Origin of the sequence: Pararhodobacter aggregans (assembly GCF_003075525.1) — a bacterium.
Classification (GTDB): Bacteria; Pseudomonadota; Alphaproteobacteria; order Rhodobacterales; family Rhodobacteraceae; genus Pararhodobacter; species Pararhodobacter aggregans.
Window position 1 is genome coordinate 645359 of the sequence record NZ_QDDR01000001.1, and the last position, 24197, is coordinate 669555.

General features: G+C 69.9%; 25 protein-coding genes and 1 tRNA gene. 17 read left to right on the forward strand and 9 right to left on the reverse strand.

Annotated features, from left to right (window positions below):
• The first annotated feature begins 1 nt into the window (after position 1).
• From bcsA to DDE23_RS03225, 5 genes are read left to right on the forward strand one after another with little or no spacing between them, the layout of a single operon-like run.
• A complete protein-coding gene (gene bcsA, locus DDE23_RS03205; RefSeq protein WP_170121772.1) occupies positions 2-2413 on the forward strand; it encodes a UDP-forming cellulose synthase catalytic subunit in 2412 nt (803 codons plus the stop codon).
• Complete coding sequence (locus DDE23_RS03210; protein WP_107749924.1) at positions 2413-4641, forward strand: cellulose biosynthesis cyclic di-GMP-binding regulatory protein BcsB; 2229 nt, start codon at positions 2413-2415, stop codon at positions 4639-4641. The genes bcsA and DDE23_RS03210 overlap by 1 nt, the downstream gene beginning before the upstream one ends.
• Positions 4638-5732 (forward strand): family 8 glycosyl hydrolase, encoded by a 1095-nt coding sequence (locus DDE23_RS03215; protein WP_107749925.1) that lies wholly within the window; start codon positions 4638-4640, stop codon positions 5730-5732. Before DDE23_RS03210 ends, DDE23_RS03215 begins: the two co-directional genes overlap by 4 nt.
• On the forward strand, positions 5717-7201 hold the full coding sequence (locus tag DDE23_RS03220; protein ID WP_107749926.1) for an outer membrane protein assembly factor BamD: 1485 nt from the start codon (positions 5717-5719) through the stop codon (positions 7199-7201). The genes DDE23_RS03215 and DDE23_RS03220 overlap by 16 nt, the downstream gene beginning before the upstream one ends.
• A gap of 12 nt (positions 7202-7213) precedes the next feature.
• Positions 7214-8095, forward strand: a complete 882-nt coding sequence (locus tag DDE23_RS03225; protein WP_107749927.1) for a hypothetical protein — start codon at positions 7214-7216, stop codon at positions 8093-8095.
• A 3-nt stretch (positions 8096-8098) separates the two neighbouring features.
• On the opposite strand, the gene DDE23_RS03230 is transcribed toward DDE23_RS03225, so the two are convergent.
• Both DDE23_RS03230 and DDE23_RS03235 read right to left on the reverse strand, forming a co-directional pair.
• The gene (locus DDE23_RS03230) at positions 8099-9991 is read right to left on the reverse strand and encodes a heavy metal translocating P-type ATPase (protein WP_107749928.1); all 1893 of its coding nucleotides are present in this window, start codon (positions 9989-9991) and stop codon (positions 8099-8101) included.
• Between the two features lie 207 nt (positions 9992-10198).
• The gene (locus DDE23_RS03235; protein WP_107749929.1) at positions 10199-10534 is read right to left on the reverse strand and encodes a lysozyme inhibitor LprI family protein; all 336 of its coding nucleotides are present in this window, start codon (positions 10532-10534) and stop codon (positions 10199-10201) included.
• Between the two features lie 156 nt (positions 10535-10690).
• On the opposite strand from DDE23_RS03235, the gene DDE23_RS03240 reads away from it, so the two are divergent.
• The 3 genes from DDE23_RS03240 (at position 10691) to DDE23_RS03250 (ending at position 13979) form a co-directional block, all read left to right on the forward strand.
• Positions 10691-11425 (forward strand): transglutaminase-like domain-containing protein, encoded by a 735-nt coding sequence (locus DDE23_RS03240; RefSeq protein ID WP_107749930.1) that lies wholly within the window; start codon positions 10691-10693, stop codon positions 11423-11425.
• 158 nt (positions 11426-11583) lie between these two features.
• Positions 11584-13167, forward strand: a complete 1584-nt coding sequence (locus tag DDE23_RS03245; protein WP_107749931.1) for a tannase/feruloyl esterase family alpha/beta hydrolase — start codon at positions 11584-11586, stop codon at positions 13165-13167.
• A gap of 308 nt (positions 13168-13475) precedes the next feature.
• A complete protein-coding gene (locus DDE23_RS03250) occupies positions 13476-13979 on the forward strand; it encodes a type III secretion system chaperone family protein (protein WP_107749932.1) in 504 nt (167 codons plus the stop codon).
• On the opposite strand, the gene DDE23_RS25675 is transcribed toward DDE23_RS03250, so the two are convergent.
• Positions 13964-14095: a hypothetical protein gene (locus DDE23_RS25675; protein ID WP_272947867.1), complete on the reverse strand. Its 132-nt coding sequence runs from the start codon at positions 14093-14095 to the stop codon at positions 13964-13966. The genes DDE23_RS03250 and DDE23_RS25675 overlap by 16 nt on opposite strands.
• 87 nt (positions 14096-14182) lie before the next feature.
• Between DDE23_RS25675 and DDE23_RS03255 the strand changes: the two genes are divergently transcribed.
• From DDE23_RS03255 to DDE23_RS03280, 6 genes are all read left to right on the forward strand, one after another.
• On the forward strand, positions 14183-15085 hold the full coding sequence (locus DDE23_RS03255) for a LysR substrate-binding domain-containing protein (RefSeq protein WP_107749933.1): 903 nt from the start codon (positions 14183-14185) through the stop codon (positions 15083-15085).
• Between the two features lie 56 nt (positions 15086-15141).
• Positions 15142-15954, forward strand: coding sequence for a pyrroline-5-carboxylate reductase (gene proC / locus DDE23_RS03260; RefSeq protein WP_107749934.1), 813 nt, complete (start codon positions 15142-15144; stop codon positions 15952-15954).
• Positions 15951-16283 (forward strand): tRNA-binding protein, encoded by a 333-nt coding sequence (locus tag DDE23_RS03265; protein WP_107749935.1) that lies wholly within the window; start codon positions 15951-15953, stop codon positions 16281-16283. The genes proC and DDE23_RS03265 overlap by 4 nt, the downstream gene beginning before the upstream one ends.
• Positions 16283-17239, forward strand: a complete 957-nt coding sequence (locus tag DDE23_RS03270) for a 2-hydroxyacid dehydrogenase (RefSeq protein ID WP_107749936.1) — start codon at positions 16283-16285, stop codon at positions 17237-17239. Before DDE23_RS03265 ends, DDE23_RS03270 begins: the two co-directional genes overlap by 1 nt.
• Positions 17229-17612: a hypothetical protein gene (locus DDE23_RS03275; protein ID WP_107749937.1), complete on the forward strand. Its 384-nt coding sequence runs from the start codon at positions 17229-17231 to the stop codon at positions 17610-17612. Before DDE23_RS03270 ends, DDE23_RS03275 begins: the two co-directional genes overlap by 11 nt.
• Before the next feature lie 71 nt (positions 17613-17683).
• Positions 17684-18019 (forward strand): hypothetical protein, encoded by a 336-nt coding sequence (locus tag DDE23_RS03280; protein ID WP_337589824.1) that lies wholly within the window; start codon positions 17684-17686, stop codon positions 18017-18019.
• 238 nt (positions 18020-18257) lie between these two features.
• On the opposite strand, the gene DDE23_RS03285 is transcribed toward DDE23_RS03280, so the two are convergent.
• Positions 18258-19001, reverse strand: coding sequence for a methyltransferase family protein (locus tag DDE23_RS03285; RefSeq protein ID WP_107749938.1), 744 nt, complete (start codon positions 18999-19001; stop codon positions 18258-18260).
• A 150-nt stretch (positions 19002-19151) separates the two neighbouring features.
• Between DDE23_RS03285 and DDE23_RS03290 the strand changes: the two genes are divergently transcribed.
• The gene (locus DDE23_RS03290; protein ID WP_107749939.1) at positions 19152-19592 is read left to right on the forward strand and encodes an MmcB family DNA repair protein; all 441 of its coding nucleotides are present in this window, start codon (positions 19152-19154) and stop codon (positions 19590-19592) included.
• Positions 19593-19645: 53 nt separating this feature from the next.
• On the opposite strand, the gene DDE23_RS03295 is transcribed toward DDE23_RS03290, so the two are convergent.
• Together DDE23_RS03295 and DDE23_RS03300 are read right to left on the reverse strand one after the other, a co-directional pair.
• Positions 19646-20089: a c-type cytochrome gene (locus tag DDE23_RS03295; protein WP_107749940.1), complete on the reverse strand. Its 444-nt coding sequence runs from the start codon at positions 20087-20089 to the stop codon at positions 19646-19648.
• Positions 20090-20223: 134 nt separating this feature from the next.
• Entirely contained in the window at positions 20224-21006 is a 783-nt protein-coding gene (locus DDE23_RS03300; protein ID WP_107750234.1) for an ABC transporter permease, read from the reverse strand.
• A gap of 270 nt (positions 21007-21276) precedes the next feature.
• Between DDE23_RS03300 and DDE23_RS03305 the strand changes: the two genes are divergently transcribed.
• Positions 21277-21939 carry a GcrA family cell cycle regulator gene (locus tag DDE23_RS03305; protein WP_107749941.1) on the forward strand — a complete coding sequence of 221 codons (663 nt, stop codon included), beginning with the start codon at positions 21277-21279 and terminating at the stop codon, positions 21937-21939.
• 52 nt (positions 21940-21991) lie between these two features.
• On the opposite strand, the gene DDE23_RS03310 is transcribed toward DDE23_RS03305, so the two are convergent.
• Positions 21992-22444, reverse strand: a complete 453-nt coding sequence (locus DDE23_RS03310) for an Lrp/AsnC family transcriptional regulator (protein ID WP_202863202.1) — start codon at positions 22442-22444, stop codon at positions 21992-21994.
• Between the two features lie 131 nt (positions 22445-22575).
• Between DDE23_RS03310 and DDE23_RS03315 the strand changes: the two genes are divergently transcribed.
• Positions 22576-22649, forward strand: a tRNA-Gly gene (locus DDE23_RS03315).
• 13 nt (positions 22650-22662) lie between these two features.
• Here the strand turns inward: DDE23_RS03315 and DDE23_RS03320 are convergent.
• Both DDE23_RS03320 and DDE23_RS03325 read right to left on the reverse strand, forming a co-directional pair.
• Entirely contained in the window at positions 22663-23517 is an 855-nt protein-coding gene (locus DDE23_RS03320; RefSeq protein WP_107749942.1) for a GNAT family N-acetyltransferase, read from the reverse strand.
• A 348-nt stretch (positions 23518-23865) separates the two neighbouring features.
• Complete coding sequence (locus tag DDE23_RS03325; protein WP_107749943.1) at positions 23866-24162, reverse strand: hypothetical protein; 297 nt, start codon at positions 24160-24162, stop codon at positions 23866-23868.
• Between the last annotated feature and the right edge of the window lie 35 nt (positions 24163-24197).

The window sequence follows — 24197 nt, forward strand, 5'->3', positions numbered from 1 at the left end:
CATGGGCAAGATGATCGGGACGCGGACGCTGTCCCTGGGCGACAAGACGAATTTGCTGCTCTGGCTGGGTCTGATGGTCCTGGTGGCTGGTCTGGTCAGCGTACCGACCTCGATCCAGGTGCAGGCCACGCTGGGCATCGCCTCGTTCCTGGTTGTCGTCGCGCTCAAGCCGGTTGCCATGGAAAGCATGGTCGCGCGGTTCGCGATGATGTCCATCGCCTCGACCCTGGTGCTGCGCTACTGGGCCTGGCGCGTGACCGAAACCCTGCCGCCGGTGACCGATGTCATCTCGTTCATCCCGGCCATCGTGCTGTTTCTGGTCGAGACCTACGCGATCGGCGTCTTCTTCCTGTCGGCCTTCATGACCGCGGATCCGGTGAACCGCACGCTGCCGCCCCGGGTCGCTGCCAGCGATCTGCCGACCGTCGATATCCTCGTGCCGTCCTATAACGAGCCGGTCGAGATGCTGGCGGTCACCCTCTCGGCCGCCAAGAACATGCATTACCCCGAGCACAAGCGCACCGTGGTGCTGTGCGACGACGGCGGCACCGACCAGCGCTGCAACAGCGACAATCCCGAACTGGCCGAGAAGGCCAGGAAGCGGCGGCGTGACCTGATCCAGCTCTGCGCCGAGCTGGGGGTGATGTATTCGACGCGTGAGCGCAACGTTCATGCCAAGGCCGGCAACATGTCAGCGGCGCTGGAGAAACTCGACGGCGATATCGTCGTGGTGTTCGACGCCGACCACGTTCCCAGCCGCGATTTCCTGGCCCGCACGGTCGGCTATTTCGTCGAGGATCCGAAGCTGTTCCTGGTGCAGACGCCGCACTTCTTCCTCAACCCCGATCCCATCGACCGCAACATCGGCCTGCGCGACGATTGCCCGCCGGAAAACGAGATGTTCTACCACCTCAGCCACCGCGGGCTGGACCGCTGGGGCGGGGCGTTCTTCTGCGGCTCGGCGGCGCTGTTGCGCCGCAAGGCGCTGGACGAGGCGGGCGGTTTCGCCGGTGACACGATCACCGAGGACGCGGAGACCGCGCTGGGCATCCACGCCCGCGGCTGGAAGTCGCTCTATGTCGATCACGCGATGATCGCGGGCCTGCAGCCCGAGACCTTCGTCTCCTTCATCGAGCAGCGCGGCCGCTGGGCGACGGGGATGATGCAGCTGCTGATCCTGAAGAACCCGCTGAAATACCGCGGCCTCAGCCTGACGCAGAAGCTGTGCTACCTGAACTCGATGACCTTCTGGCTGTTCCCGCTGGTGCGGATGACCTTCATCCTCGCGCCCTTGATGTACCTGTTCTTCGGCCTGCAGATCTTCGTCGCCACCATCGGCGAGGTCGCGGTCTACATGACCAGCTACATGGCGGTGAACTTCCTGATCCAGAACGCGCTTTACGGCAAGGTGCGCTGGCCGCTGGTCTCCGAGATCTACGAGACGGCGCAGGCCCCCTATCTGGCGGCGGCGATCTTCAAGACCTTCTGGAACCCGCGCGGCGCCAAGTTCAACGTGACCGCCAAGGACGAGGTCCTGGAAGAGGATTTCGTCTCGCCGATCTACAAGCCCCTGATCTTCATCTTCGCGCTGACCCTGCTGGGCGTCGTCGCCGCGGCGGTGCGCTGGGTCATGTTCCCGGGCGATCACAACATCATCATGGTGGTGGGCGGCTGGGCGATCTACAACTTCCTGCTGGTCGGCGCCTCGATGCGCGCCGTCGCCGAGCGCCAGCAACGCCGCGCCGTGCCGCGCGTGCCGGTGAATGTGCCCGCGACGGTGGCGCTGGGCCTCGATCATCCGGTGTTCATGCCCGCCACGGTGGTCGATGCCTCGACCTCGGGCTGCCGGCTGGTGCTGCGCTCGAAACCGCTGGCCGATGGCACCACGCCGGTGATGCCCCGCGTCGCCGACACCTTCTATTTCACGCCCGAATTCCCCCGTTCGCCGCATCTGGAGAACGCGGTCCGCGTTCAGGTCCAGAGCGTCACGCGTGAGGGCGAGGCGGTCGCGCTGGGCGTCAAGTTCGACCCGACCCAGCCGATGATCGTGCGCGAGACCATCGCCCACATGATCTTCGGCGACAGTGCCTCGTGGGAGGCGATCCGCGCCCGCCGCCACAAGAAGATGGGCCTGATCCGGGGCATGCTCTACGTGTTCCAGCTGTCGTTCCAGGGCATCTATCACACGCTGCGCGCGCTGGCCGAAGAGCCCGCCCGCCAGCAGCGCGTGCGCGAGCGCGAGCGCAACGCCCAGGTGACCCGCACGGTGCCCGCCCACATGATGGCCTTTGGCGAGGCGTTCGACCCGCCCACCACCGACCGGCCGATCAGCCTGCTGCAGGCGGCGATTTCGCAAAATGCCGGGCGGGGCGTGCCGCCGCAGGGGGCCAACACCCCGGGGGAGGCCTATTGATGCGCCGCTTCCGTCCCCTTCTGGCTGCAGCCCTGCTGTCCCTCGCCCTGCCGGTCGCGGCTTTCGCGCAATCGGGCGGGATCATCCCGCTGCCTCTGGACAGCGATCCGTCGGGCGGCGTCTCGGACAGCATGATCGACCAGCTCAACGCCGACCGGATCGAGGCCGAGGCCCACCGCGGCACCTATGTCGAGGAAATCGCCGTCGACCCCACGGTCATCAGCCCGCTGCGCCCGATCGAGGCCCGCGGCCGACCCGCGGGCAGCGCCATCCGCTTTGACGGCGAACGGCGCACGCTGCAATTCGCCCTCTTCGTGCCGCGCCCCGATCAGGTGCGCGCGCTCAGGATTTCCACGCTCTCGTCGATCAACGTCCTGCCCGAGCGCTCGCATTACCGCGTCTGGGTCAACGAGACGATGGTGGGCGAGGGGCGGCTGGAGAATTTCACCAGCTTCGGCACCGTCGACTTCCCGATGAACGCGGCTGCCGTGCTGCCCGGGCAGAACAATGTCCGCATCGAACTGGTGCAATACCACCGGATCTATTGCGGGCCGGAAGCCTCGTTCGCGCTGTGGTCGGACATCGACCTCGCGAATTCGGGTGCGGTGCTGGCCTCGTCCGAGGGCATCTCGGGGCAGGAGGGGTTCCTGATGGGCCTCGCCGCCGCCGCCGCCACCGGCTCGGGGATCGAGATCCGCGGCGCCGACGGGCTCGGCGCCTATCGCGACGCCTGGGTCTCGACCATCACCCAGCGGATCAGCGCCGCGCTGGGGGGTGACCCGATCCCGTTCCGCTTCACCGAATACTGGTCGGTGCAGGGCGCGGCCCGCTCGGCTGCGCGGATCACCTTCCTGCCGTCGACCGCCAACCGGCTGACCTTCCGCGTCTCGGGCGACGGGGCGCAGGTCATGGTGGTCGAATTCGTCCCCGACGAACGCCCGCACGCCCTGCCTGAATTCGAGAACATCCTGCCGCGCGTCGCCGACCGGGCCCAGCCGCCCCTGATCGACACGATGCGCCCGGTCGCCTTCTCGGAATTCGGCTTCGAGACGACCGAGGTCTATGACCATTACGCCCGCATCGACACGCGCTTCCGGCTGCCCGACGACTGGATTGTCCTGACCAACGACAAGGCCGAGATCCGGCTCGACTATATCTTCATCGAGGGCCTGCCCGACCAATCGGTGCTGCTGGTCCATATCAACAACGAAAACGTTCGCCTGCTGCCGATGTGGCGCGGCGGCGGCGAGCTGATCGAGCAATTCCCGGTCCGCTTCGAGGCGCGGCTGCTGCGGGCGGGCATCAACACGCTCAGCTTCGAGGTGCTGGTCCCGGGCTCGCCCCCCGACATGCCGTGCCCCTTCAACGACACGCCGATCCTGGCCATCGGCCAGAGCTCGACCCTTTCGGTGCCCTACAGCCCGTCGATGTATCTGCCCGACATGCACATCGCCTTCGCCGGGCTGACCCCGGCCAGCGTCGAGACCAACGAGATGTCGGCCCGCTCCTTCGACGACAACGACGTGGTGACGCTGCAGGCCGCGCTCAGCGGCGGCGAGCGGCCCGACGCTGTGGCGCTGAACACGCATCTCTACCTGCTGGCGCTGGACGATCTGGGTTCGGTGCCGCTGGGGGGCTATCAGCTCAGCCGCCGGGCGCTTGAGGCGGCGCTTCTGCACAACGACACCGCCCCGGCCGCCACCGGCGCCGAGCCCGCGCATGCGCTGCTCAGGGCGCGCGAGCGGTCGGACAGCGGGGCGGCGCTGTCGCGCGGCTGGGACTGGCTGAAGAACGGGTTCCAGACGGCGCTGCAATGGCTGCAACCGCGCTCGGGCCTGTTGCTGGAACAATGGCTCGAGCGCCAGAACGCCCAGGCGGTGCTGTTGCAGCTGGATCCCGGGCGGCCCAACCAGCTGTGGATGGTCCGTGCGCCCGAAAGCGACATCAGCGCCATCGCCTCGGCCATCGTTGCCGCGCGCACCAATACCGACGGGCCGCGCGGGCAGGTCTCGGTCCTCGACCGGGACGGCCGCTGGCAGAACTGGACCGCGCCCGACCGCCAGCCGGTGCTGCTGGAGGCCGTCACCCTGTCCAACGTCCGCCACGTGGTTGGCAATGTCGTCTCGGCCATGCCGATCCGCTACGTGGCCGGCCTCTTCTTCCTTGCCCTCGTCTCGGCGCTTTTCGCGCTCAGACTGGTGATCGCCACGCGGGAGCACAAGCAATGAACCGACGCCATTTCCTGACGCTGGCCGGAGTCGCGCCCTTTGCCGCGGCCTGCGCGGGCGGGGAGGCGGGCGCGCAGGGCCTGCTGACGACGGCGGATCTGGCGCAGACTGCCGCCCCGGTCTGGCAGGCGTGGAAAGCCGCCTATCTGCAGAACGACGGCCGGGTGGTCGACGGGTTGCAGCAGAACGCCAGCCATTCCGAAAGCCAGGGCTACGGCCTGTTCCTGTCGACCGAATTCGGCGATCAGGATGCGTTCCGGCGGATCTTTGACTGGACCGAGATGAACCTCTCGATCCGCGGCGACGGGCTTCTGGCCTGGCGCTTCCTGCCGGGGCAGGCCAATCCGGTGCCCGACCTCAACAATGCCTCGGACGGCGATCTGTTCTACGCCTGGGCGCTGGTCCGTGCCGCCAACCGCTTCAACGAGCGCCAGCATCTGGTCCGCGCCCAGCAGATCGCCACGGCGCTGGCCGAACGCTGCATCGTCGCTTCGCTGGCCAATGCCGGCGAGACGGTGTTCCTGCCCGCGGCGCAGGGTTTCGTGCATGAGGACCGGCTGGTCTTCAACCCCAGCTACATCATGCCGCTGGCGATGCGCGAGGTGGCGATGGCCACGGGCGTGGTCGAACTGGCCCAGACCGCCCAGCATGCCGAGGCGATGCTGGTGCGGATGGCCGACAGCGGGCCGGTGCCCGACTGGGTGCAGGTCACGGCCCGCGGCATCGTTCCGGCCGAGGGCTTTTCGACCGCCGCGGGCTACGAGGCGATGCGCGTGCCGCTCTATCTGGTGTGGTCGGGCCTGAACCGTCACCCGGCGGTCACGCAGATGATGCGGGTCTATGCCCGCACCGTGCAGCCCGGGGTGCCGGTGCCCACGCGGGTGGACCCGCTGTCGGGCGCGGTGCTCGAGGCCTCGTCCGACGCGGGCTACCGGGCGCTGGCCGCGCTCGTGTCCTGCGCCGGTGCCGCGGGGAGTGTGGGGTCGGACATGCCGCCCTTCGACCCCTCGCAACCCTATTACCCGGCGACGTTGCAAATGTTCGCGATGATCGCTGCCAACCAGGTGAGCCCCGAATGCGTGCCGATCTGATCCCCGCCCTCCGCCCCCTTCTGGCCAGCGCCGCGACCGCTCTGGCGCTCAGCCTGATGGCGCCGATGCCGGCCATGGCCCAGGCCCCCGCGGCCGAGGATCTCAGGGCGCTGATCTATTACCTCGACCACGACGACCAGCGCGCCGTGCAGGCCGAGATGCGCCGCCTGCGCGCGCAATTCCCGCGCTGGACGCCGCCCGGCGACGTGAACGAGCTGCGGGCGATGGGCGCCACCGCCACCGCCTCGGTCGATGTGGCGCCGATCTGGGCGCGGATCGAGCGTCAGGATTATCTGGGCGCCCGCGGCCTGATCGACGAGGCCCGCACGCGCGTGCCCGGCTGGCAGCCCGATGCCGAGATGCTGCGCGTGCTGGAACTGAACGAATCCCAGGCCGCCTTCGACGAGGCCTATGCGCGCCGCGACGCGGCCGGGGCCATCGCCGCCGCCCGCCGGGTTCCGGCGCTGATGCGCTGCGACCGGATCAACAACGCCTGGCGCCTTGCCGAGCTTTACGCCGGGGCCGGGCAGAACGGCAACGCCGTGACCACCTATCGCGGCGTGCTGTCGTCGTGCACCCGCGCGGGCGACGTCATCCCGACCCTGGAAAAGGCCAATGACGTGGCCAGCTGGGACGAGATGGTCCAGCTGTTCGAGGTGGCGCGCCAGACCGCTCCGGCGAACCGCACCCAGCTCGACCCGCTGGAAGAGCGCCTGCGCGCCGGACGGGGCGGCAGCGCCCCCCGGGCCAGCACCCCGCGCGCGCCTGCCGCGGCGACCACCACCGCCGCCGCGCCCGCACCCGCCGCCGCCGCCCCGGTCGTCAGCGCCGCGCCCAGTGTCGGGGGCCCGGCGCCCTCGGTCCCGGTGCCCGCGGGGCGCCTCGGGCTCAGGGGCGACGGCCGCGTCGGCCAGACCCGCGCGCTGAAGGAACAGGGCAACTGGCCCGCCTGCCTTGCCGCCTCGGCCAATCCGCGCTCGATCGAGCTGCTCTACGAACGCTCGTGGTGCGCCTATAACCTCGACCGCACGGGCGAGGCGCTGGCCGGTTTCTCGACCACGGTGCAATCGGGCGGCGGGCTGGGCGGCAACGTGCCGCGGGACGCGCGTTTCGGCATGATCCTGTCCTATCTGGCGATGAACATGACCGAGGAAGCCGCGCGCCTCGCCGCCGCGACCAACCTCACGCAGGAACAGCGGATCACCGCGGAATCGTCGATCCTGGACCAGCGCGGCGTCCGGTCCTTCCACCGCCGCGATTACGCCCAGTCGATCGCCTATCTCAATGCGCTGGAGCAACTCACCGGGCCCCTGCGGCGGGATCTGGCGATGCTGCGCGCCTATGCCTATCAGAACAACGACCAGCCGCGTCAGGCGCTGGCCGAGTTCGAGCGGCTGAACAACGAGCTTTCCACCGACGAGACCCGCGCGGCGCTTGAAAACGCCCGCAGCTCCGTGGCTGGCGGCTAGGGACGCAGCAGAGTGCGCCTTGTCCTCCATATCGGCGCGCATGGCACTGACCGGGGGCAAGTCGCGGCCTGGATCGCCCAGAACCGCGCCGCGCTCGAGGCCGAGGGGATCGCCGCCCCGCCGCCGCGCCTGTTCCTGGCGCGTATCTCCGAGGCGCTGGATCTCCAGCGCGACGCCGACCCGCTGACGCGCGAGGAGGCGCTGCTCAGGGGCCTTGGCGCCACCGGTCAGCGGCGGCGCATGGTGGTCAGCGCCCCGGGGCTTCTGGGCAGCGTCGCCGATGTGCTGGCGCCCGACGGCTTTTACACCCGCGACGTGGCGCGCCGCCTTTATGGGCTGCGCACGCTCTTTCCCCGCACCGGGCTCAGCTTCCTGCTGGCGGTGCGCAAGGCCTCGGGCGTGATCCCGGCGATCCTGCCCGACGATGCAGGCGCGGTCGAGACGCTGGTGCCGCTGCTGACCGACGATACGCTGCCCTGGTCGCGGCTGGCCGGGACGATCCGCCGCCAGACGCCGGGCGCCTCGCTGCTGGCCTGGCGGCACGAGGATCTGCCGCAGGTCTGGCCCGGAGTGCTGGCCGAGATCGTCGGCAATCGCGCGCCCCTGCCGCCCGCGGGCCTGCTGGATTTCGCCGCCGCCGGGCTGGGGGCCGAGGCGCGGCTGCGGCTCACCCGCTATCTGGCCAGCGCCGAGGCGCCGCCCGCCAGCGCCGGGCAGTTGCGGCAGGTGGCCGGGGTCTTCGCCCGCCGCTACGGGGCGGCGCCCGATCCCGACCCGGCCGCCGGGTTGCCGGCCTGGGCGCGGGTGCGGCTGCAGGAACTCGATGCGGGCTATGCCACGGAATGGGGCGATCTGGCGGGGATCGAGGGCGTCAGGGTGCTGATGCCCGGCTGAGCCTCAGCGCCCCCGGCGGTCGCTGCGGATCGGGTCGGCCAGCAGCCGCAGCCCGTTCAGCACCACCAGCACCGTGCCGCCTTCGTGTCCGATCACCGCCAGGGGCAAGGGCAGCTCGAAGAACAGCCCGCCGGTCACCAGCACCGCCATGGCCCCCAGCGCGAAGGTCAGGTTCTGCCTGACGATCCGGGCGGTGCGGCGGGCCAGCCGGTGGGCCTCGGCCAGACGGGTCATGTCCTCGCTCAGCAGCGCCACATCGGCGGCCTGCAACGCCACCTCGGAGCCCGCCGCGCCCATGGCGATGCCGACATCGGCCCGCGCCAGTGCCGCCGCATCGTTCACCCCGTCGCCGACGAAAGCCACCTTGCCGCGTTCGGTCATCGCCGCGATGAGCCGCACCTTGTCGCCGGGCAGGAGGTCGGCGTGGATCTCGTCCGGGCGCAGGCCCAGCTCGGCGCCGATCCTCAGCGCCACGGCCCGCCGGTCGCCGGTCATCATCGCCCGTTCGGTGACGCCGCCCGCGCGCAGCGCCCTCAGCCCCGCGGCCGAGGTGACGCGCGGCCGGTCGGCCACCGTCACCGCGCCGAGGAGCCGCTCGCCGCGCCCGGCATAGATCAGCGTCTCGGCCCCCTCGGCCAGTGCGGCGAGGGCCGGGGCGTCCGATCCAGCGCCGCGCCGGGCCACCATCCGGGCGTTCCCGGCCCAGAGCGTGCCCTCCGCATCCCGCCCCTCGATCCCCTCGGAAGGGGCGGAATGCACCGCCGTCACCGGGGCAGGCGACAGGCCCCGGCGCTGGGCCTCGGCCCGGACCGCGCGGCCGATCGGGTGCTCGGATTGCGCCTCCAGCCCCGCCAGCGCGCTCAGGAACCCGGCCTCGTTCCCGTCCGGCGTCCAGATTCCCGTCACCTCGGCCCTGCCGGTGGTCAGCGTGCCGGTCTTGTCGAAGGCAAAGGCCCGGACCTCGGCCAGCGTCTCCAGCGCGGCGCCGCCCTTGAAGAGGACACCGCCCCGCGCCGCCGCCGACAGCGCACTCAGGATCGCGGCGGGGACCGAGATCACCACCGCGCAGGGCGAGGCCGCGACCAGCAGCGTGGCCGCGCGGTAGAGCGCCAGGTCATGGCCCCAACCGAGCGCCAGAAAGATCCCGAAGGCCAGGATCGCGCCCAGCAGCACCGCGACGGTATAGCGCTGCCCGAACCATTCGCTGAACCGCTCGGAGGGGGCCTTGGCCGCCTGCGCCTCGGTCACCAGGGCGATCATCCGGGCGACGGTCGATTCCGCCGTGCCCCGGGTCACCGTCACCGCCAGCACGCCGTCCAGGTTCACCGTCGCCTCGAAGACCGGCGCGCCGGGGCCCTTGTGCACGGGCATGGATTCGCCGGTGATGGTGCTTTCATCGAGGGCGCCGCTGCCCTCGGCGATGGTGCCATCGACCGGCACCCTTGCGCCCGGGCGCAGGACCACGACATCGCCCGGAACCAGCGCCGCGACCGGCACCTCGCGGGTGGCAGCGCCCTCGCGCCTCAGCGCCGTGTCGGGCCTGAGCGCCATCAGCGCCTCGACCGCGCGGCGGGCGCGGCCCATGGCCCGGTCCTCGAGCGTGCTGGACAGCGAGAAGAGCGTGAGCAGCACCGCCCCCTCCATCGCCGCCCCCACGGCCAGCGCCGCCAGTGCCGCGACCACCATCAGCAGGTCGATGTCGAGGACGCGTTGGCGGATCAGCTCCCGCCCGGCCCTGAGAAATGCCGGAACGCCCCCCGCCAGATAGGCGAGGAGATAGCCTGCGGCCTCCACCCCCGGCTGCGGAAGGGCCCAGCGCGCCAGCGCCGCCACCAGCAGGCCGGTAAGGGTCAGGGCGGTGAAAAGGAGGTCGGCGTCAGGCAGTCGGAACTTCATTGCGGCTCATCCCCGGCTCCTGCTGCTATGATACGCAGCGGGCCGGGGGGCAAGCCGGATCGCCGCCGGGCCTGGTCGGCACGGCGCGAGGCGGTCGCGCGCACGCAGTCCGAGGGATCGTGGGCAGCGTCGAGCGGGCCGGGCTGCGCCCGCTCCTCGCTTTCCCCAACGAAGGCCGGTGCCTCCGTTGTGGCGAGGCCCGGCGTTTCAGATCGGCCGGTCGATCCCGTCATAGATCGCCTGCAAGGCGTCGATCCGCTGGCGATAGGCATGGCGGATGCAGGCGGCGTCGGGGCCGCAGGCCATGCGGGTTTGCAGCCAGGCGCGCTGGTCGTCCTGCATGGCGCCGCGCATGCCCATGCCAAAGAGGCCGCTGAGCAGGCGGAACATGGTCGCCATCTCGACATCCATGTCGTTGAGGTCGCGGGTCTGGCAGATCGCCCGCTCGTTGGGGGTGAGCGTCGGCAGGGAGCAATCATAGCTCGCGGCGCTGGCGGGCAGGGGCAGGGCAAGCAGGACGGCGAGCAGCAGGGCAGGGCGCATCGGAACCTCCGGGCGGCTGTGCGGGGCCCTCAGCCTACGCCCGGCCGCCGCCCGCGCCTATCCCCTGTCACGCGCTCGTGCGGGGCGGGCGAGAAAGGGCTTGATCCTCCAGTGACTGGAGGAATTACCACCGCGCTGCCCATCCCGGAGATCATGATGAACGACCTTGCCCCGACCCGACCCGCGCTGCTGGCCCGGACCCCGCTTCTGGATTTCGACCACCCGGCGCTGACCGCGCTGATCGCCCGCCGCGGCTGGGCGACGCTGCCCGAGGCCGGGCGGATCGGCGCCACCTATGACTTCGTGCGTGACGAGATCGCCTTTGGCTACAACCGCGAGGATGCGATCCCGGCCTCCGAGGTGCTGGCCGACGGCTACGGCCAGTGCAACACCAAGGCGGTCCTGCTGATGGCGCTGCTCCGGGCGCTGGGCGTGCCCTGCCGGTTGCACGGCTTCACCATCGACAAGCGCCTGCAAAAGGGCGTGGTGCCGCCGCTGGTCTATCCGCTTGCCCCCCGCGATATCCTGCATTCCTGGGTCGAGATCCGCCATCAGGGGCGCTGGCTGGATCTGGAGGGCTTCATCCTCGACGCCGACTACCTTTCGGCGCTGCAACGCCGCTTCGGGGCCGGGGCGCTGTGCGGCTATGGCGCGGGGACCGAGTGTCTTGGGGCGCCCGGCGTCGCCTGGCAGGGCGAGAGCACCTATATCCAGCGCACCGGCATCAACGCCGATCTGGGACTCTGGGACAGCCCGGATGCCTTCTATGCGAGCCATGCGCAGGGTTTCGGCGGGCTGCGCGGCTGGCTCTACCGGCACGCCATCCGGCATTGGATGAATGCGCGGGTGCGGCGCCTGCGCGAGTCTGGATCGGCAGGAATGTATACATAAACCCGGCAAGGGGCGGAAATCGGCCCGTTTCAGACTCCGGTTGAATACATCGTTGACAATACAACCGGATCGCCCATAGCGTGCGACATGGCCTCCAATGACACGCCGGAGGGGAGGCCTGCACCAGGAGGGGTGCCTCCGGCCTTGGAGGAGAGATCATGTTTTTCAAAATTTCGGTCCCGCTCGCCAGCGGGGTGATGGCGCTTGCCGTCCTGCCGGTTCAGGCCCAGATCGCCTGCGATGCCTTGGGCGCGCAGGCCCTGACCGGCGTCAGCGTGACCTCGGCCCAGCCTGTCGCCGCCACCGATGCCCAGCCCGCCCATTGCGAGGTTCTGGCGCAGGTGCCGCCGAGTGACCCCGAGGGCTGGCCGATCAATCTGCGCGTCGTCCTGCCCGAGGAGTGGAGCGGCGCGGCCGTGCAATTCGGCGGCGGCGGCTATAACGGGATCATCCCCCGGCAGGATGGCGGGCGCTGGCAGACCGCCGACGCAGCCGCCGCCTTCCCGCACCGGGGCCATGTGACCTTCTCGGGCGACAGCGGCCATTCCGTCGACAACCTGCCGCTCGGCCCCGAGGCGGATCCGCGCCGCGCCTCCTTCGCGCTGAATGACGAGGCCTTCACCCGCTACGCCCGCACCTCGGTCGGCGAGACCTACGAGGCGGCGATGCAGATCATCGAGGCGCATTACGGCCGCGCGCCGGAGTTGCGCTATTTCATCGGCTTCTCGCAGGGCGGGAAAGAGGCGATGATCGCCGCGCAGGACCACCCGACCCGCTACAACGGCATCCTCGCGGGCGATCCGGTGTCGAACCTGTCGGGCCTCAACTTCGCGCATCTGCAATCCTCGATGGGCTTTTACGGCAACGAGGGCGCGGGCTGGGTCAGCCCCGAGCTTGCGCCGCTGGTGACCGAGGCGGTCTATGCCCAATGCGACCCGCAGGACGGGCTGGCGGATGGCTGGATCGCCGATTTCGAGGGCTGCGCGCCGGATCTGACCGGCCTGCTCTGCGCCGAGGGCGCGACCGAGGGCTGCCTAACGCAGGCGCAGATCGACGCGGTGACCAACATGCACCGCCCGGTCACGCTGGACTATGAACTGGCCAACGGGCTGACCGGCCATGCGGGCTATCCATGGGGCAACACTGCCTGGCAGGGCAGCTTCGCCGGCAGCCGCGCCCAGCCTTCGCGCCCGGCCCCGAACCAGGGCGCCAATGACGGCTATGTCTGGGGTCTGGGCGACGCCTATGCCCGCTTCATCCTCGCCCGCGATGAGGCTTATGACAGCTTCGGCTTCGACCCGAACGACCCCGCCCTGCGCGACCGGATCCAGGAGATTTCGGCCCTGCTGGACGCGACCAACCCGGACCTCTCGGCCTTCCATGACCACGGCGGGCGTTTGATCCTCTATGCTGGCGGCGCCTCCGAGGTTCCCCCGGCCGAGGTCGCCGCCTATTGGACCCGCGTGATCGAGACGCTGGGCAGTGAAGTCGTGCAGGATTTCGCCCGCTTCTACATCTTCCCCTCGATCAACCACGGCGGCGTCGGGCCGGCGGGGATGCCGAACCGGGCGGATCTGTTCAGCGTGCTGGAAGCCTGGGTGACCGAGGATCAGGCGCCGGGCGAGCTGGTCAATGCCTCGGAGGATGGCAGCGTGACCCGTCCGCTCTGCCTCTATCCGACCTGGCCGCAATACCAGTCGGGGCCCGAGGCCGAGGCAGCCAGCTTCCGCTGCGTCGAATAGTCGAGGCCTGGCTAATCAAGGCTTGGCCGCACCATCCGGGCCCGCGTTCCTCGCGGGCCCTTTTGCCATCCCGCGCCGGGGCAGGGCGGTTGTGCCCCCGGGCGATCCGGCCACGGGCGCAGTTATCCCCAGCTATTTCGGGAATTCCCGGCGCCTTGTCGCTTGTCCACAGGAAATTTCCTTTACAGGCATGGCCTTTTCTCCCACCATATCTAGTATCGACGGTGACAAAGATCGCCGCACCTTGCCTGAGCCCGCAGTAATAGTGGGCGTGGCGTCTGTTGAGGCTAAGCAGGAAAGACCGGGATATGCCCCTGTCCGAGCACGACCTCCTGACGGATGAGATTCATCCGATCGACATCGTCGAGACCCTCGCCGAGCACCATGCCTGGGAATTCGACCGGGTGGGCGACGACCAGATCGCCATGGCGGTCGAGGGTCAGTGGCGGACCTATTCGCTGACGCTGGCCTGGTCGGCGCCGGACGAGACGCTGCGGCTGATCTGCACCTTCGAGATGGAGCCGCCCTCGGCCCGGATGCCCGAACTCTACGAAGTTCTCAATCTGGCCAATGACATGGTCTGGTCAGGGGGCTTCAGCTATTGGGCGCAGCAGGGGCTGATGGTCTGGCGCTACGGCCTGTTGCTCAGCGGCGGCCAGATCGCCGCCAGCGAACAGGTCGACCAGATGATCCAGGCCGCCGTCGCCGCCTGCGAGCGGTTCTACCCGGCTTTCCAGCTGGTTGCCTGGGCCGACCGGCCGCCGGAAGAGGCGCTGAAACTGGCGATCACCCGGGCCTACGGGCGGGCCTGAGCGGGCCTCTCGAACGGCAGATCGGCGCGCTCGCGTTCGCTCATGCGGGCGATATCGGGGTGGCTCAACGGGTCGCGCCACCAGCGGGCGCATTCTTTCACGGCTTTCCAGAACATCGGAACCTCCTTGGCTTGGCTTTATCCTGCCTGAAGTCAGCTCGCCTGAAAATTGACGAATCGAGGGCTGGGGTTTAGAAAACCTCCATGCGTCACCTCAACCTCCTGCCCCTGTCGGCGCTGCGCGTGATCGAGGCCGCCGGGCGGCTCGGCAGCCTGACCGCGGCGGCGGCCGAGCTGGGCGTGACCCCCGGCGCCCTCAGCCAGCGGCTGCGCAAGGCCGAGGAGGCGATCGCCCGCCCGCTCTTTCACCGCCAACCTGACGGCCTGACCCCGACCGAGGCGCTGGCCGATATCCTGCCGCGGCTGACCCAGCACATGGCCGGGCTCGACGCCGCCGCGGGCGCGCTGAGGGGCGGCGAGCCCGGGGTGCTGGTGCTGTCGGTCGCGCCGGTCTTTGCCTCGCGCTGGCTGATCTGGCGGCTGCACCGCTTCGCCGAGAGCCACCCGGAGGTCACGCTCAGGCTGGAGCCGAGCGTGACGCTCGTTGACCTCGACGCCTCGGGCGTCGATGCGGCGATCCGGGTGGGACGTGACGCCGGGCCGGGCGTTCAGGCGCTGAAGTTGATGGAGCGGCGGTTCTTTCCGGTCTGTGCGCCCGCGCTGGCGGCTGGGATCCGCAGCCTTGACGACCTCTACCGCCATCCGGTGATCCGGGGGCGCGAGGATCTGGACGATTGGGCGGTCTGGCTCGCCGCCGAAGGGCGCGGGACGCAGGGGCTGCAACCGGGACCGGCCTATGGCGATGCGGCGCTCTGCCTCGACGCGGCGATGACCGGGCAGGGGCTCTTCATGGGGTGGGAGGCGGTGGCGGGCGATGCCGTCCGCCGCGGCACGCTGGCCGCGCCCCTGCCGCGCCGGGTGCCGAGCGGGCAGGCCTTCTGGTTCGTGACCTCGCCCCTCTCGGCCCGCAAACCGGCGGTCCGGGCCTTCCGCGACTGGCTGATCGCCGAGATCGCCGCGGCCGAGGCCGATTGGGCCGCGCTCTGAGGGCTTTTCCCTGCCGCCCGGCGCGGCTAGGCTGCGGCCGAACGATGGGGGTTTTCATGGACATGAACGATATCGCCACGCGCGGGCTGGTGCTGCTGGGCTGCGGCAAGATGGGCTCGGCGCTGCTGGAGGGCTGGCTGCACCAGGGCCTGCCCGCGACCTCCGTGCATGTGCTGGAGCCGCGGCCGTCGGACTGGCTGACGGCCACCGGCGTGCATCTGAACGGCCCTCTGCCCGCCGCGCCCGCCGTGGCGCTGCTGGCGGTCAAGCCGCAGATGATGGGCGAGGCGCTGCCCGCGCTGCAGGCGCTGGGGGGCGGCGGGACGCTGTTTGTCTCGATCGCGGCGGGCACCTCGCTCGCCTCGCTGGAGGCGGCGCTGGGCGCGGGCACGCCGGTGGTGCGGGTCATGCCCAACACCCCGGCGGCGGTCGGGCGCGGCATCAGCGCGCTGATCGGCAATCCCTTCGTTTCCCCCGCCGAACTGGCGCTGGCCGAGAGCCTGATGGCGGCCGTCGGCCAGACGGTGATGCTGGAACACGAGGGGCAGATGGACGCGGTGACGGCCGTTTCGGGCTCGGGTCCCGCCTATGTATTCCACCTGATCGAGGCGCTGGCCGCGGCGGGCGAGGCCGAAGGCTTGCCCGCCGCGATGGCCATGCAGCTGGCCCGGGCGACGGTCTGCGGCGCGGGCGAACTGGCGCGGCAATCGCCGGAAAGCGCCTCGCAGCTCAGGATCAACGTCACCTCGCCCGGCGGGACCACGGCGGCGGCGCTGGGCGTGCTGATGGCCGAGGAGGCGGGCTTTCCCCCCCTCCTGCGCCGCGCGGTGAAGGCCGCGGCCGACCGCTCGCGGGAGCTGGGCCGATGATCGACTTTGCCGATTTCGAGAAGGTGGATATCCGCGTCGGCACGGTGGTCGCCGTCGACGACTTCCCCGAGGCCCGCAAACCCGCGTGGAAGCTGACGGTCGATTTCGGGCCGGAGGTGGGCGTCAAGCGCTCCTCGGCGCAGATCACCGTGCATTACGGCAAGGAGGATCTGCTGGGCCGTCAGGTGATGGGCGTGGTGAATTTCCCGCCCCGCCAGATCGGCAAGTTCATGTCCGAGGTGCTGGTGCTGGGCCTTTATGACGCGGGCGGCGCGGTGGTGGTGATCGGGCCGGAACGCGCGGTCCCCAACGGGTCGAGGATGTGCTGATGAAGCTCTTTGTCTCGCGGCCCCTGCCTGAGGCGGTGATGGACGCCGCCCGGGCGGCCTTTGAGGTGACGATGCGCTCCTCCAACGCGCCGTTGTCGCATGACGAGATGGTCGCCGCGCTGAGCGACCACGACGTGGTGCTGCCGACCCTTGGCGACCGCTTTCAGGCGCCGGTCTTCGCCGCCGTGACCGCGCCCCGGGCGAAACTGCTGGCGAATTTCGGCGTCGGCTACAACCATATCGACGTGGCGGCGGCCAAGGCGGCGGGGCTCGCCGTGACCAACACGCCGGGCGCGGTCACCGAAGCCACCGCCGACATTGCCCTGACGCTGATGCTGATGAGCGCGCGGCGGGCGGGCGAGGGCGAGCGGCTGGTGCGCTCGGGCCGCTGGGAGGGCTGGCATCCGACGCAGATGCTGGGCCTGCACCTGTCGGGCAAGCGGCTGGGCGTGATCGGCATGGGGCGGATCGGGCAGGCCATCGCCCGGCGCGCGATGCATGGGTTCGGCATGAAGATCGCCTATTTCACCCGCTCGCCCAAAGACTTGCCGGATCTGCCGGGGGCCGAGGCGGTGACCTCGCTGACCGGGCTGATGGCGCAATCGGACGTGGTGGTCGTGGCGCTGCCCGCGACCCCCGCTACCCACCACCTGATCGGTGCCGAGGCGCTGGCGGCGATGCAGCCGCATGCGCATCTGGTCAATATCGCCCGGGGCGACATCATCGACGAGGCGGCGCTGATCGCCGCGCTGGCCGAGGGGCGGATCGCCGGGGCGGGGCTCGATGTCTATGAATTCGAGCCCCGGGTGCCCGAAGCCCTGCGCGCCTTGGAGAATGTCGTGCTGCTGCCGCATCTGGGCACCGCCGCTCTGGAAGTGCGGACCGAGATGGGGCTGATGGCCGTGGCCAATGCCGTGGCTTTCAAAGAGGGAAGGGACCTGCCCAATGCCGTCTGAAACCGGATCGCGGCTGAAACAGCTGGGGCTGGCGCTGCTGAATGCGACGCTGATGCTGGTGGCGCTGGTGCTGCTGCTGGCGGTGGTGCTGGTCTGGCAACTCCGGGGGCTGGCCACGGATTTGCGCACCGACCTCGGGGCGATGCAGGCTCAGGTTCAGGCCGCGCGGACCGAGGCGCGCGAGGCGCTGGCGGCGCTGGACGATCCCGAGCGCGCGGGCGCCGCGCGCGAGGATCTGCGGGCGCTGGTCACCCGGCTCGAGGCGATGGAGGAGGCGCCCGACCTTGGCGACGGCGCGCTTTTGCACCGGCTGGCGCTGGCGATCATCGCCACCGCGGCGCAGGGGCTGATCGGGCAGGGGGCCGAGCGCTAGGGGGCGCGACATTCGACCCTCTGGCATTTTCCGGTCAGGCGCCTATCCTTTGGGGACAGGAGGCGCCTGCCATGACCATGATGCCCGACCCCGACCCCGGACTGCCCAAACTGGTGAAGCTCTACCTGCGGCAGGTGGCGGTGGGTTTCGTACTGTCGGCGATCTTCGTCGGCCTGCTTCTGGGCTTCAACGTCGCCAATCTGCGCGGGCTGATGCTGGCGACGCAGGGCGGCTATATCGCCGCCTTCATGCTGTTCTTCTTCAACGGTCTGGTCTTCGCCGGGGTGCAATTCGCCATCTCGATCATGCGCATGGCCGACAAGGACGATCAGGGCCCCAAGGGCGGCCACCGTCAGCGGGTCCGGTACGGCCAGCCTGTCCCCGTCCGGGTGGCGGCCGGTCGCTGAGAAAAGGGAAAGGTGGCGGGCCCGCAGCGACCGTATCGGGCTGTGTTTTCCCGAGAGCCTGACGAATCAGGTGGGCGCCAGATACCGGGACCAGAATCCCGGCAGAGCCAGCCCCCTCGGAAATGCTTATCGGCCACTGGAAAAGTGCCGTCCTCGAGAAGAGCAGAACCCGCCACTGCCCAATGTAGGGGGGCGCCCCGCTTCCGGCAAGGGCCATCACGATCGCACGTCACCGGGCTCAGCGCCCGGCGACCTCCAGCCAGCCGCGTTTCTTGGCGGTGATGGCCAGAAGCTCCAGCACGGCGGCCAGCACCATCAGCCAATGCCAGCCCGGGGCGATGCCGTCACTGCCAGCGGGCAGATTATGCAGGCCCAGCTCGATCAGGTACAGGATCGCCAGCCCGCCGAAGATCGAAGCATGCTCGCGCCGGATCACCGTTTTCAGCGAAAAGGGCATCCCGGGCGCCCGCCAGCCATGAAGGCGCGGCAGGAAGGCGGGCGTCTCGGCCGCCCAGTCGCGATAGGGCTGGCCGAATTTCCCGACCAGAAAGCTCTCTTCGGCGGCGATGATCCGCTCGTAATAGAGGATCAGCGACAGGCTCAGCACCGCCACCACCCACAGATGCTGGGTGAACAGCGCCGCCCCCACATACATCAGGCAATTGCCCAGATAGAGCGGGTTGCGGGTCTGCGAATAGAGCCCGCCGGTGTTCAGGACCGACGCCACCTGACCCACCAGAGTGTTGCGCCCCGAAGTGCCGGCGGGGACGAAGCCCACGGTGGCGATGCGCAGCGCCTCGCCCGAAAGGACCATGAGGATGGCCAGCGCCTCGACCGTCTGGCCCAGAGCCTCGCCCCAATGCGCCTCGATGCTCTCCCCGTCCCGGACGGCCCAGACAAAAAGCGGCAGGAACACCAGCAGCGCATAGCTGCGCCAGCGGAACAGGACGTGGCCGGTGGCCACCATGCGATCGGACAGCATCGAGAAACGTCTCCCCTTGACGGGTCAGCGACAGCATGCGCCGCCGTCCGGCGTCAATGGCGATCTGGGGGGAAAACCGGCCGGGAAGGCCGCTCTCCACCTGCGGTTTGAGGCTTGGAAAGCTGGTGTTCATGATTTATTCTCGTGCCCATGCCCGATGATCTGCTGATGCCCGGCCAAAGGATCGCGCGCGGCGTCTGCCGCCTGCTGCGCAGCCACGATTTCGCCTGCCTTGACGAGGTGGTGCCGAAGCCGGGCCTGCGCGTCGATGTCATGGCGCTGGGACCGAAGGGCGAGATCTGGGTGGTGGAATGCAAATCCTGCCGCGCCGATTTCACCTCGGACCGCAAATGGCAGGGCTATCTGGAATGGTGCGACCGCTTCTTCTGGGCCGTGCCGCCGGATTTCCCGACCGAGATCCTGCCGCTGGACAGCGGGGCCGGGCTGATCCTGGCCGATGATTACGGCGGTGAGATCCTGGGCCAAGGCGCCGAGACGCCACTGCCCGGCGCCCGGCGCAAGGCGATGACGCTGAAATTCGCCCGCATGGCGGCGCTGCGGCAACAGGGCTTGCGCGACCCGGGGCTGTGAAACGCGAACGCCCCGCGCGGGGCGGGGCGTTGCACGGTCTTGGTGTGGCGCGCTTATTCGGCGGGCGCCGCTTCGGGCGAGACGCTGACCAGATAGGCCCACATATCCTCGGCGCCCGAGGCGAGGCGGTAGCTCATCGGCGAACGGACCGAGTTGTTGCCCAGATGCGCGCGCAGGAAGCCGGTGGGATCGGCGACATATTCCGCGAACAGATCCTCGGTCCAGACCTCGCCGCCTTCGGAGGCGGCCAGCTGGTGCAGCCCGTCCGAATAGCGGAACCCCTCGACCGAGGCCGGGGCGCGGCCCGGCAGGCCATAGAGGTTCGGCCCGGTGCGGCCGCCGCGCTGGATAACCGTGCCGTCGTCGGCGACGATGGCATGGCACGAGCGGCAATTGCGCCACATGCCTTCGCCCGCGGCGGCATCGCCTTCGGCATGGGCAGCACCGGCGCCCAGCGACAGAAGCGCGGTGGCGGACAGGGTAAGGATCTTCATCATGGCAACGCTCTCTCCGGCTGCGCGGGGCAGCGCTGCCCCGCAGATGGCTTTCGCTGCCCTCTATAGGCCCGGGGCGGCGCCCCGGTCTAGGGATTGCAGCGATATGTCACAGGTCGGTCACCGATGCCGCGGGCTCAGGCCTTCAGCCGGAAACCGCGGCTGAGCCAGACCCAGGACAGCAGCGACAGGGCCAGCGCCGCCGCCCCGGTCACCGCCAGACCCAGCCAGGGCGAGCTGTCCGAGGCGCCGAGATAGGCAAAGCGCGCGCCGTCGATCAGGTAGAAGAACGGGTTGGCGTGGCTGGCCGCGGCCATGGCGGGCGGCATCGCCTCGACCGAATAGAAGGTGCCGGACAGGAACGACAGCGGCGTCACCACGAAATTGGTGATGGCGGCGATCTGGTCGAACTTGTTCGCCAGGATCCCGGCGACGATCCCCAGCGCCCCCAGAAGCGCCCCCGCCACCACGGTGATGGCCAGCAGCCACAGCGGATGCGCGGGCCAGAGGCCCAGCGTCAGCCCCACCGCCAGCACCATGACCACGGCGACCAGCAGCCCGCGGGCGATGCCCCCGGCCAGATAGCCCGCCAGCAGCTCGACCGGCGAAAGCGGCGGCATCAGCGTGTCGACGATCGACCCCATGACCTTGGAGCCGACGATCGAGGACGAGGTATTGGCGAAAGCGTTCTGGATCACCGACATCATCAGGATGCCGGGCACCAGGAAATGCAGGAAGGGCACGCCCATCACCGGGGGGCGCCCGCTCATCGCCAGCGAGAAGACGCCGAGGAACAGCGCCGCCGTCACCAGAGGCGCGGCGACGGTCTGCTGCCAGACGGCCAGGAAGCGGCGGATCTCGCGCAGGGCCAGCGTCCAGGTGCCCAGCGTGTTGAACCGGCCGAAGCGACGCGCGCCCATGGCGCGAAGCGCGGTGATGCGCTGGGCGGCGGCGCTGGCGTCCGCATCGGGCGGGGTGACGGCATGGGTCATGGACTTCTCCTTACTGGGGCCGGTTGCCGGGGGCGCAAAGGGGCCCTTCGCGGGCCCGGAAGCGGGGGCAGGCCTTGCCCTCGGCTGCGCCTCCTTGTATCTCACCCGCTCGCAGATAGAATAGGGACGATCGACGGCCAGTCCCGCGGTGCCATCTGGCGCCGCCCGGGCCGTCTTCACTCTTGCGGAGCGTCACGGATGTCCTGGACCGACGAGCGGGTCGAATTGCTCAAGAAGATGTGGGCCGAAGGTAAATCGGCCTCGCAGATCGCCAAGGAGCTGGGCTCGGTGACGCGCAATGCCGTGATCGGCAAGGTGCACCGGCTGGGCCTGTCAAGCCGTGGTGGCGAAACCGAGGGGGCGGCGAGCCCCGCGGCGGCGGCCCCTGCGGCCAGCACCGCCTCCGCCGAGGCCGCGCCGCCGCCCGAGGCGGTCGTGCCTCAGGCCGCGTCGGCCCCGGCGGCCGAGCCCGAGCCCGAGGATGACGCGCCCGAGGCGCCGGAACCCGTGGCACCCCGCGCCGCGCCCGCCGCGCCTGCCGCCGCGCAGGGCGGGGTCGTGGCGCCGCTGGTGCCGGGCCGCCGTCCCATCGTGCCCGCCGGCCAGCCGCTGCCGCCGCAGCCCTCGGCCAATGAAATCTCGCCCGAGGCGCTGGCCACGGTGCGCGAGGTCGAGAAGACCGCGCGCAAGCTCAGCCTGATGGAATTGACCGAACGGACCTGCAAATGGCCGATCGGCGATCCGGCGACGGATGAATTCTGGTTCTGCGGCCTGCCGTCGGTGGCGGGCAAACCCTATTGCGAGGCGCATGTCTCGGTGGCGTTCCAGCCGATGCAGGCGCGCCGCGACCGTCGCCGCTGAACCATGACCCGCGCCGCGGCCTCAGGGCCGCGGCGTGTCAGCCGACCGCCCCTCAGCCAAGCGGTGGCACATAGGCGTCGGCCACCGGCGAGGACATCGCCACCACCGCATGCGAGCGGCCGACCTGACCCGCTGCCTTCAGCTCGGTCATGAAATCCTCGAGCGCGGCCAGCGATTCCACCCGCACTTTCAGCAGATAGCGCCATTCGCCCGTCACGTGATGGCATTCGATGACCCGCGGGTCCTGGCTGGCCTGCGCGTGCAGCTTGGCCTCGTCGCCGGTTTCGGCGAGCGTTGCCCAGACAAAGGCCAGGATCGCCCGGTTCAGCGCCGCCGGATCCACCTCGACCGTGAAGCGCCGGATCACGCCGCGCGCCACCAGCCGCCGGATCCGCTCGTTCACCGCAGAAGGCGACAGGCCGACATGGGCGCCGATGTCGGCCAGTGCGCGCCGAGCATCGGCCGCAAGCAGTTGAAGAATGGTTTCGTCAATAGAATTCATCATCGCCGGAAAACCCGAAGTTCCTAGGGTTATCGCGCGATTTTTGCAATTTGCAAGCGTCCTGAACACTCGGGCCCCGGATTGTCGGCGGCTCTTGCCCTCTGCCCGCCGAGGCGCTATCCCTGCAGCACCTGGCGGGTATGGTGTAGTGGTAGCGCCTCAGCCTTCCAAGCTGATGGGGCGGGTTCGATTCCCGCTACCCGCTCCAGGTTGTTCCCCGATCATGCGTTGCAACCGGCCGCATCTGACGGGCCAATCCCCGCAACCATCTGACGCAGCGCCGTTTCCTGCGCGGTCCCGGCCAGCACGGGATGCACCAGCAGCGCAGTCTCCCGCCCCAGCAGCACCAGGCCCAGAGCGCGGCGTGTGTCGTCCTCGATGACGAAAAGCCCGGTCGAGGGGCGGCGGCAGCGGTGGGTTTCCAGGAAAGCGGCGATGCCCTCGGCGCCGGGCCACAACGCGGCCCCGGCTGATCCGGGGCGGGGCAGCAGCAGGGCCATCAGGCCCGCGTCCCGGGCCGTGGCCGGACGCAGGCGGAAGGCGCCGGACTCACGCAGCGGCGCGTTCAGGACGAGCCATTGTTCGGGCGTCAGGTGGAAGTCCTGGCAGGGCTCGGCCCGGCCGGTCGCCTGAAAGAACATCCGCCGCCCCCGGGGAGCGCGCGAAAAGCCGAGCCGGAGAAGCAGCGCCTCGGAGGCCGCGTTGCCCTCGCGCACCGTGGCGACCAGCGGCGCCCCGCCGCTCGCGACATGGGCCGTGATCGCAGCGCCCAGCGCGCGCGTCATGATCCCCCGCCCGCCCTGCGAGGGCGCCAGCCAGTACCAGAGCGCAGGCGCGATCCGCAGGCAGCCCGCCGGCTGGCCCTCCAGTTCCAGCACCCGCACCCCCTCGGCCGGATCCTCGGCCAGCGCCAGCAGCGCCTCGGCCTCGACCCGGGTGAAGGGCTGCGGCACGGCGGCCAGCCAGGGCGCGACCCTGGGGTCCGAGAGCTGCGCGCTGAGCGCGGGCAGGTCACCGGGCACAAGGGGGCGCAGGCGGCCATCGGGCAGCGGCAGGGTCAGGGGGAAAGCGGGCATCGGGCGCTCCGTCTCTGGCGGCGGTCAGCCCAGCCTGTGCCGATCGGGGCGGGCGAATCAAGCCGGTGATTCGCCTTGCCGCGCCGCATGCGCGGATTTGCTGCATCGCAGAAAATTTCAGGTGACACAGAGCGTTACGCTTGCCGGAGGCGAGTGTAAAATTCCGTTACATCTTTCACGCCCCGCGCGGGCGGATCGTCGGAAAACTGCCGAAAAGCTGCGGATTCATTTGCGTCAGATCCCCCTTTTTGCACACTGAGGGCCTGTCGAAACTTCGGTTGTCCAAGGGAGGTGGGGCCGTTGATCGAACCCAGAAAGCGACGCTGCATCGCAGCGGCGCCCGGTCTTTCAATGCAGTTTTCGCGGGCCGCCCGGGCGGCCGATGCCCTGGGGCAGCTGGTCCCAGATGGCCGAGAGATCGCCCGCCATCCCGGCATGCACCCGGCTCAGGATCCGGTCCTTGCGGCCCGGTTCCAGCCCGTCCAGCGCCCGCCGCGCGGCCAGCAGGTCCAGCGGCGCGCCGGTTTCCAGCGCGCGTTTCGCGGCCTGCGTCACCGCGTCGGTCTCGCTGTCGGGGGGCGGGCCGTCCTCGGCCAGAACCTGCACCAGCAGGGTGAAGAAGCGCGTGTCGACGGGGTCCATCATCGGCCGGTTCCTTTCCTCGGAAGGCCCGCGCCCCA

Bases quoted from the DNA above. Each gene is read 5' to 3' on its own strand.
- bcsA (WP_170121772.1), top strand. From the start codon at position 2: ATGGGCAAGATGATCGGGACGCGGACGCTGTCCCTGGGCGACAAGACG.
- DDE23_RS03210 (WP_107749924.1), top strand. From the start codon at position 2,413: ATGCGCCGCTTCCGTCCCCTTCTGGCTGCAGCCCTGCTGTCCCTCGCC.
- DDE23_RS03215 (WP_107749925.1), top strand. From the start codon at position 4,638: ATGAACCGACGCCATTTCCTGACGCTGGCCGGAGTCGCGCCCTTTGCC.
- DDE23_RS03220 (WP_107749926.1), top strand. From the start codon at position 5,717: ATGCGTGCCGATCTGATCCCCGCCCTCCGCCCCCTTCTGGCCAGCGCC.
- DDE23_RS03230 (WP_107749928.1), bottom strand. From the start codon at position 9,991: ATGAAGTTCCGACTGCCTGACGCCGACCTCCTTTTCACCGCCCTGACC.
- DDE23_RS03235 (WP_107749929.1), bottom strand. From the start codon at position 10,534: ATGCGCCCTGCCCTGCTGCTCGCCGTCCTGCTTGCCCTGCCCCTGCCC.
- DDE23_RS03240 (WP_107749930.1), top strand. From the start codon at position 10,691: ATGAACGACCTTGCCCCGACCCGACCCGCGCTGCTGGCCCGGACCCCG.
- DDE23_RS03245 (WP_107749931.1), top strand. From the start codon at position 11,584: ATGTTTTTCAAAATTTCGGTCCCGCTCGCCAGCGGGGTGATGGCGCTT.
- DDE23_RS03250 (WP_107749932.1), top strand. From the start codon at position 13,476: ATGCCCCTGTCCGAGCACGACCTCCTGACGGATGAGATTCATCCGATC.
- DDE23_RS25675 (WP_272947867.1), bottom strand. From the start codon at position 14,095: ATGTTCTGGAAAGCCGTGAAAGAATGCGCCCGCTGGTGGCGCGACCCG.
- DDE23_RS03255 (WP_107749933.1), top strand. From the start codon at position 14,183: ATGCGTCACCTCAACCTCCTGCCCCTGTCGGCGCTGCGCGTGATCGAG.
- proC (WP_107749934.1), top strand. From the start codon at position 15,142: ATGGACATGAACGATATCGCCACGCGCGGGCTGGTGCTGCTGGGCTGC.
- DDE23_RS03265 (WP_107749935.1), top strand. From the start codon at position 15,951: ATGATCGACTTTGCCGATTTCGAGAAGGTGGATATCCGCGTCGGCACG.
- DDE23_RS03270 (WP_107749936.1), top strand. From the start codon at position 16,283: ATGAAGCTCTTTGTCTCGCGGCCCCTGCCTGAGGCGGTGATGGACGCC.
- DDE23_RS03275 (WP_107749937.1), top strand. From the start codon at position 17,229: ATGCCGTCTGAAACCGGATCGCGGCTGAAACAGCTGGGGCTGGCGCTG.
- DDE23_RS03280 (WP_337589824.1), top strand. From the start codon at position 17,684: ATGACCATGATGCCCGACCCCGACCCCGGACTGCCCAAACTGGTGAAG.
- DDE23_RS03285 (WP_107749938.1), bottom strand. From the start codon at position 19,001: ATGCTGTCCGATCGCATGGTGGCCACCGGCCACGTCCTGTTCCGCTGG.
- DDE23_RS03290 (WP_107749939.1), top strand. From the start codon at position 19,152: ATGCCCGATGATCTGCTGATGCCCGGCCAAAGGATCGCGCGCGGCGTC.
- DDE23_RS03295 (WP_107749940.1), bottom strand. From the start codon at position 20,089: ATGATGAAGATCCTTACCCTGTCCGCCACCGCGCTTCTGTCGCTGGGC.
- DDE23_RS03300 (WP_107750234.1), bottom strand. From the start codon at position 21,006: ATGGGCGCGCGTCGCTTCGGCCGGTTCAACACGCTGGGCACCTGGACG.
- DDE23_RS03305 (WP_107749941.1), top strand. From the start codon at position 21,277: ATGTCCTGGACCGACGAGCGGGTCGAATTGCTCAAGAAGATGTGGGCC.
- DDE23_RS03310 (WP_202863202.1), bottom strand. From the start codon at position 22,444: ATGATGAATTCTATTGACGAAACCATTCTTCAACTGCTTGCGGCCGAT.
- DDE23_RS03320 (WP_107749942.1), bottom strand. From the start codon at position 23,517: ATGCCCGCTTTCCCCCTGACCCTGCCGCTGCCCGATGGCCGCCTGCGC.
- DDE23_RS03325 (WP_107749943.1), bottom strand. From the start codon at position 24,162: ATGATGGACCCCGTCGACACGCGCTTCTTCACCCTGCTGGTGCAGGTT.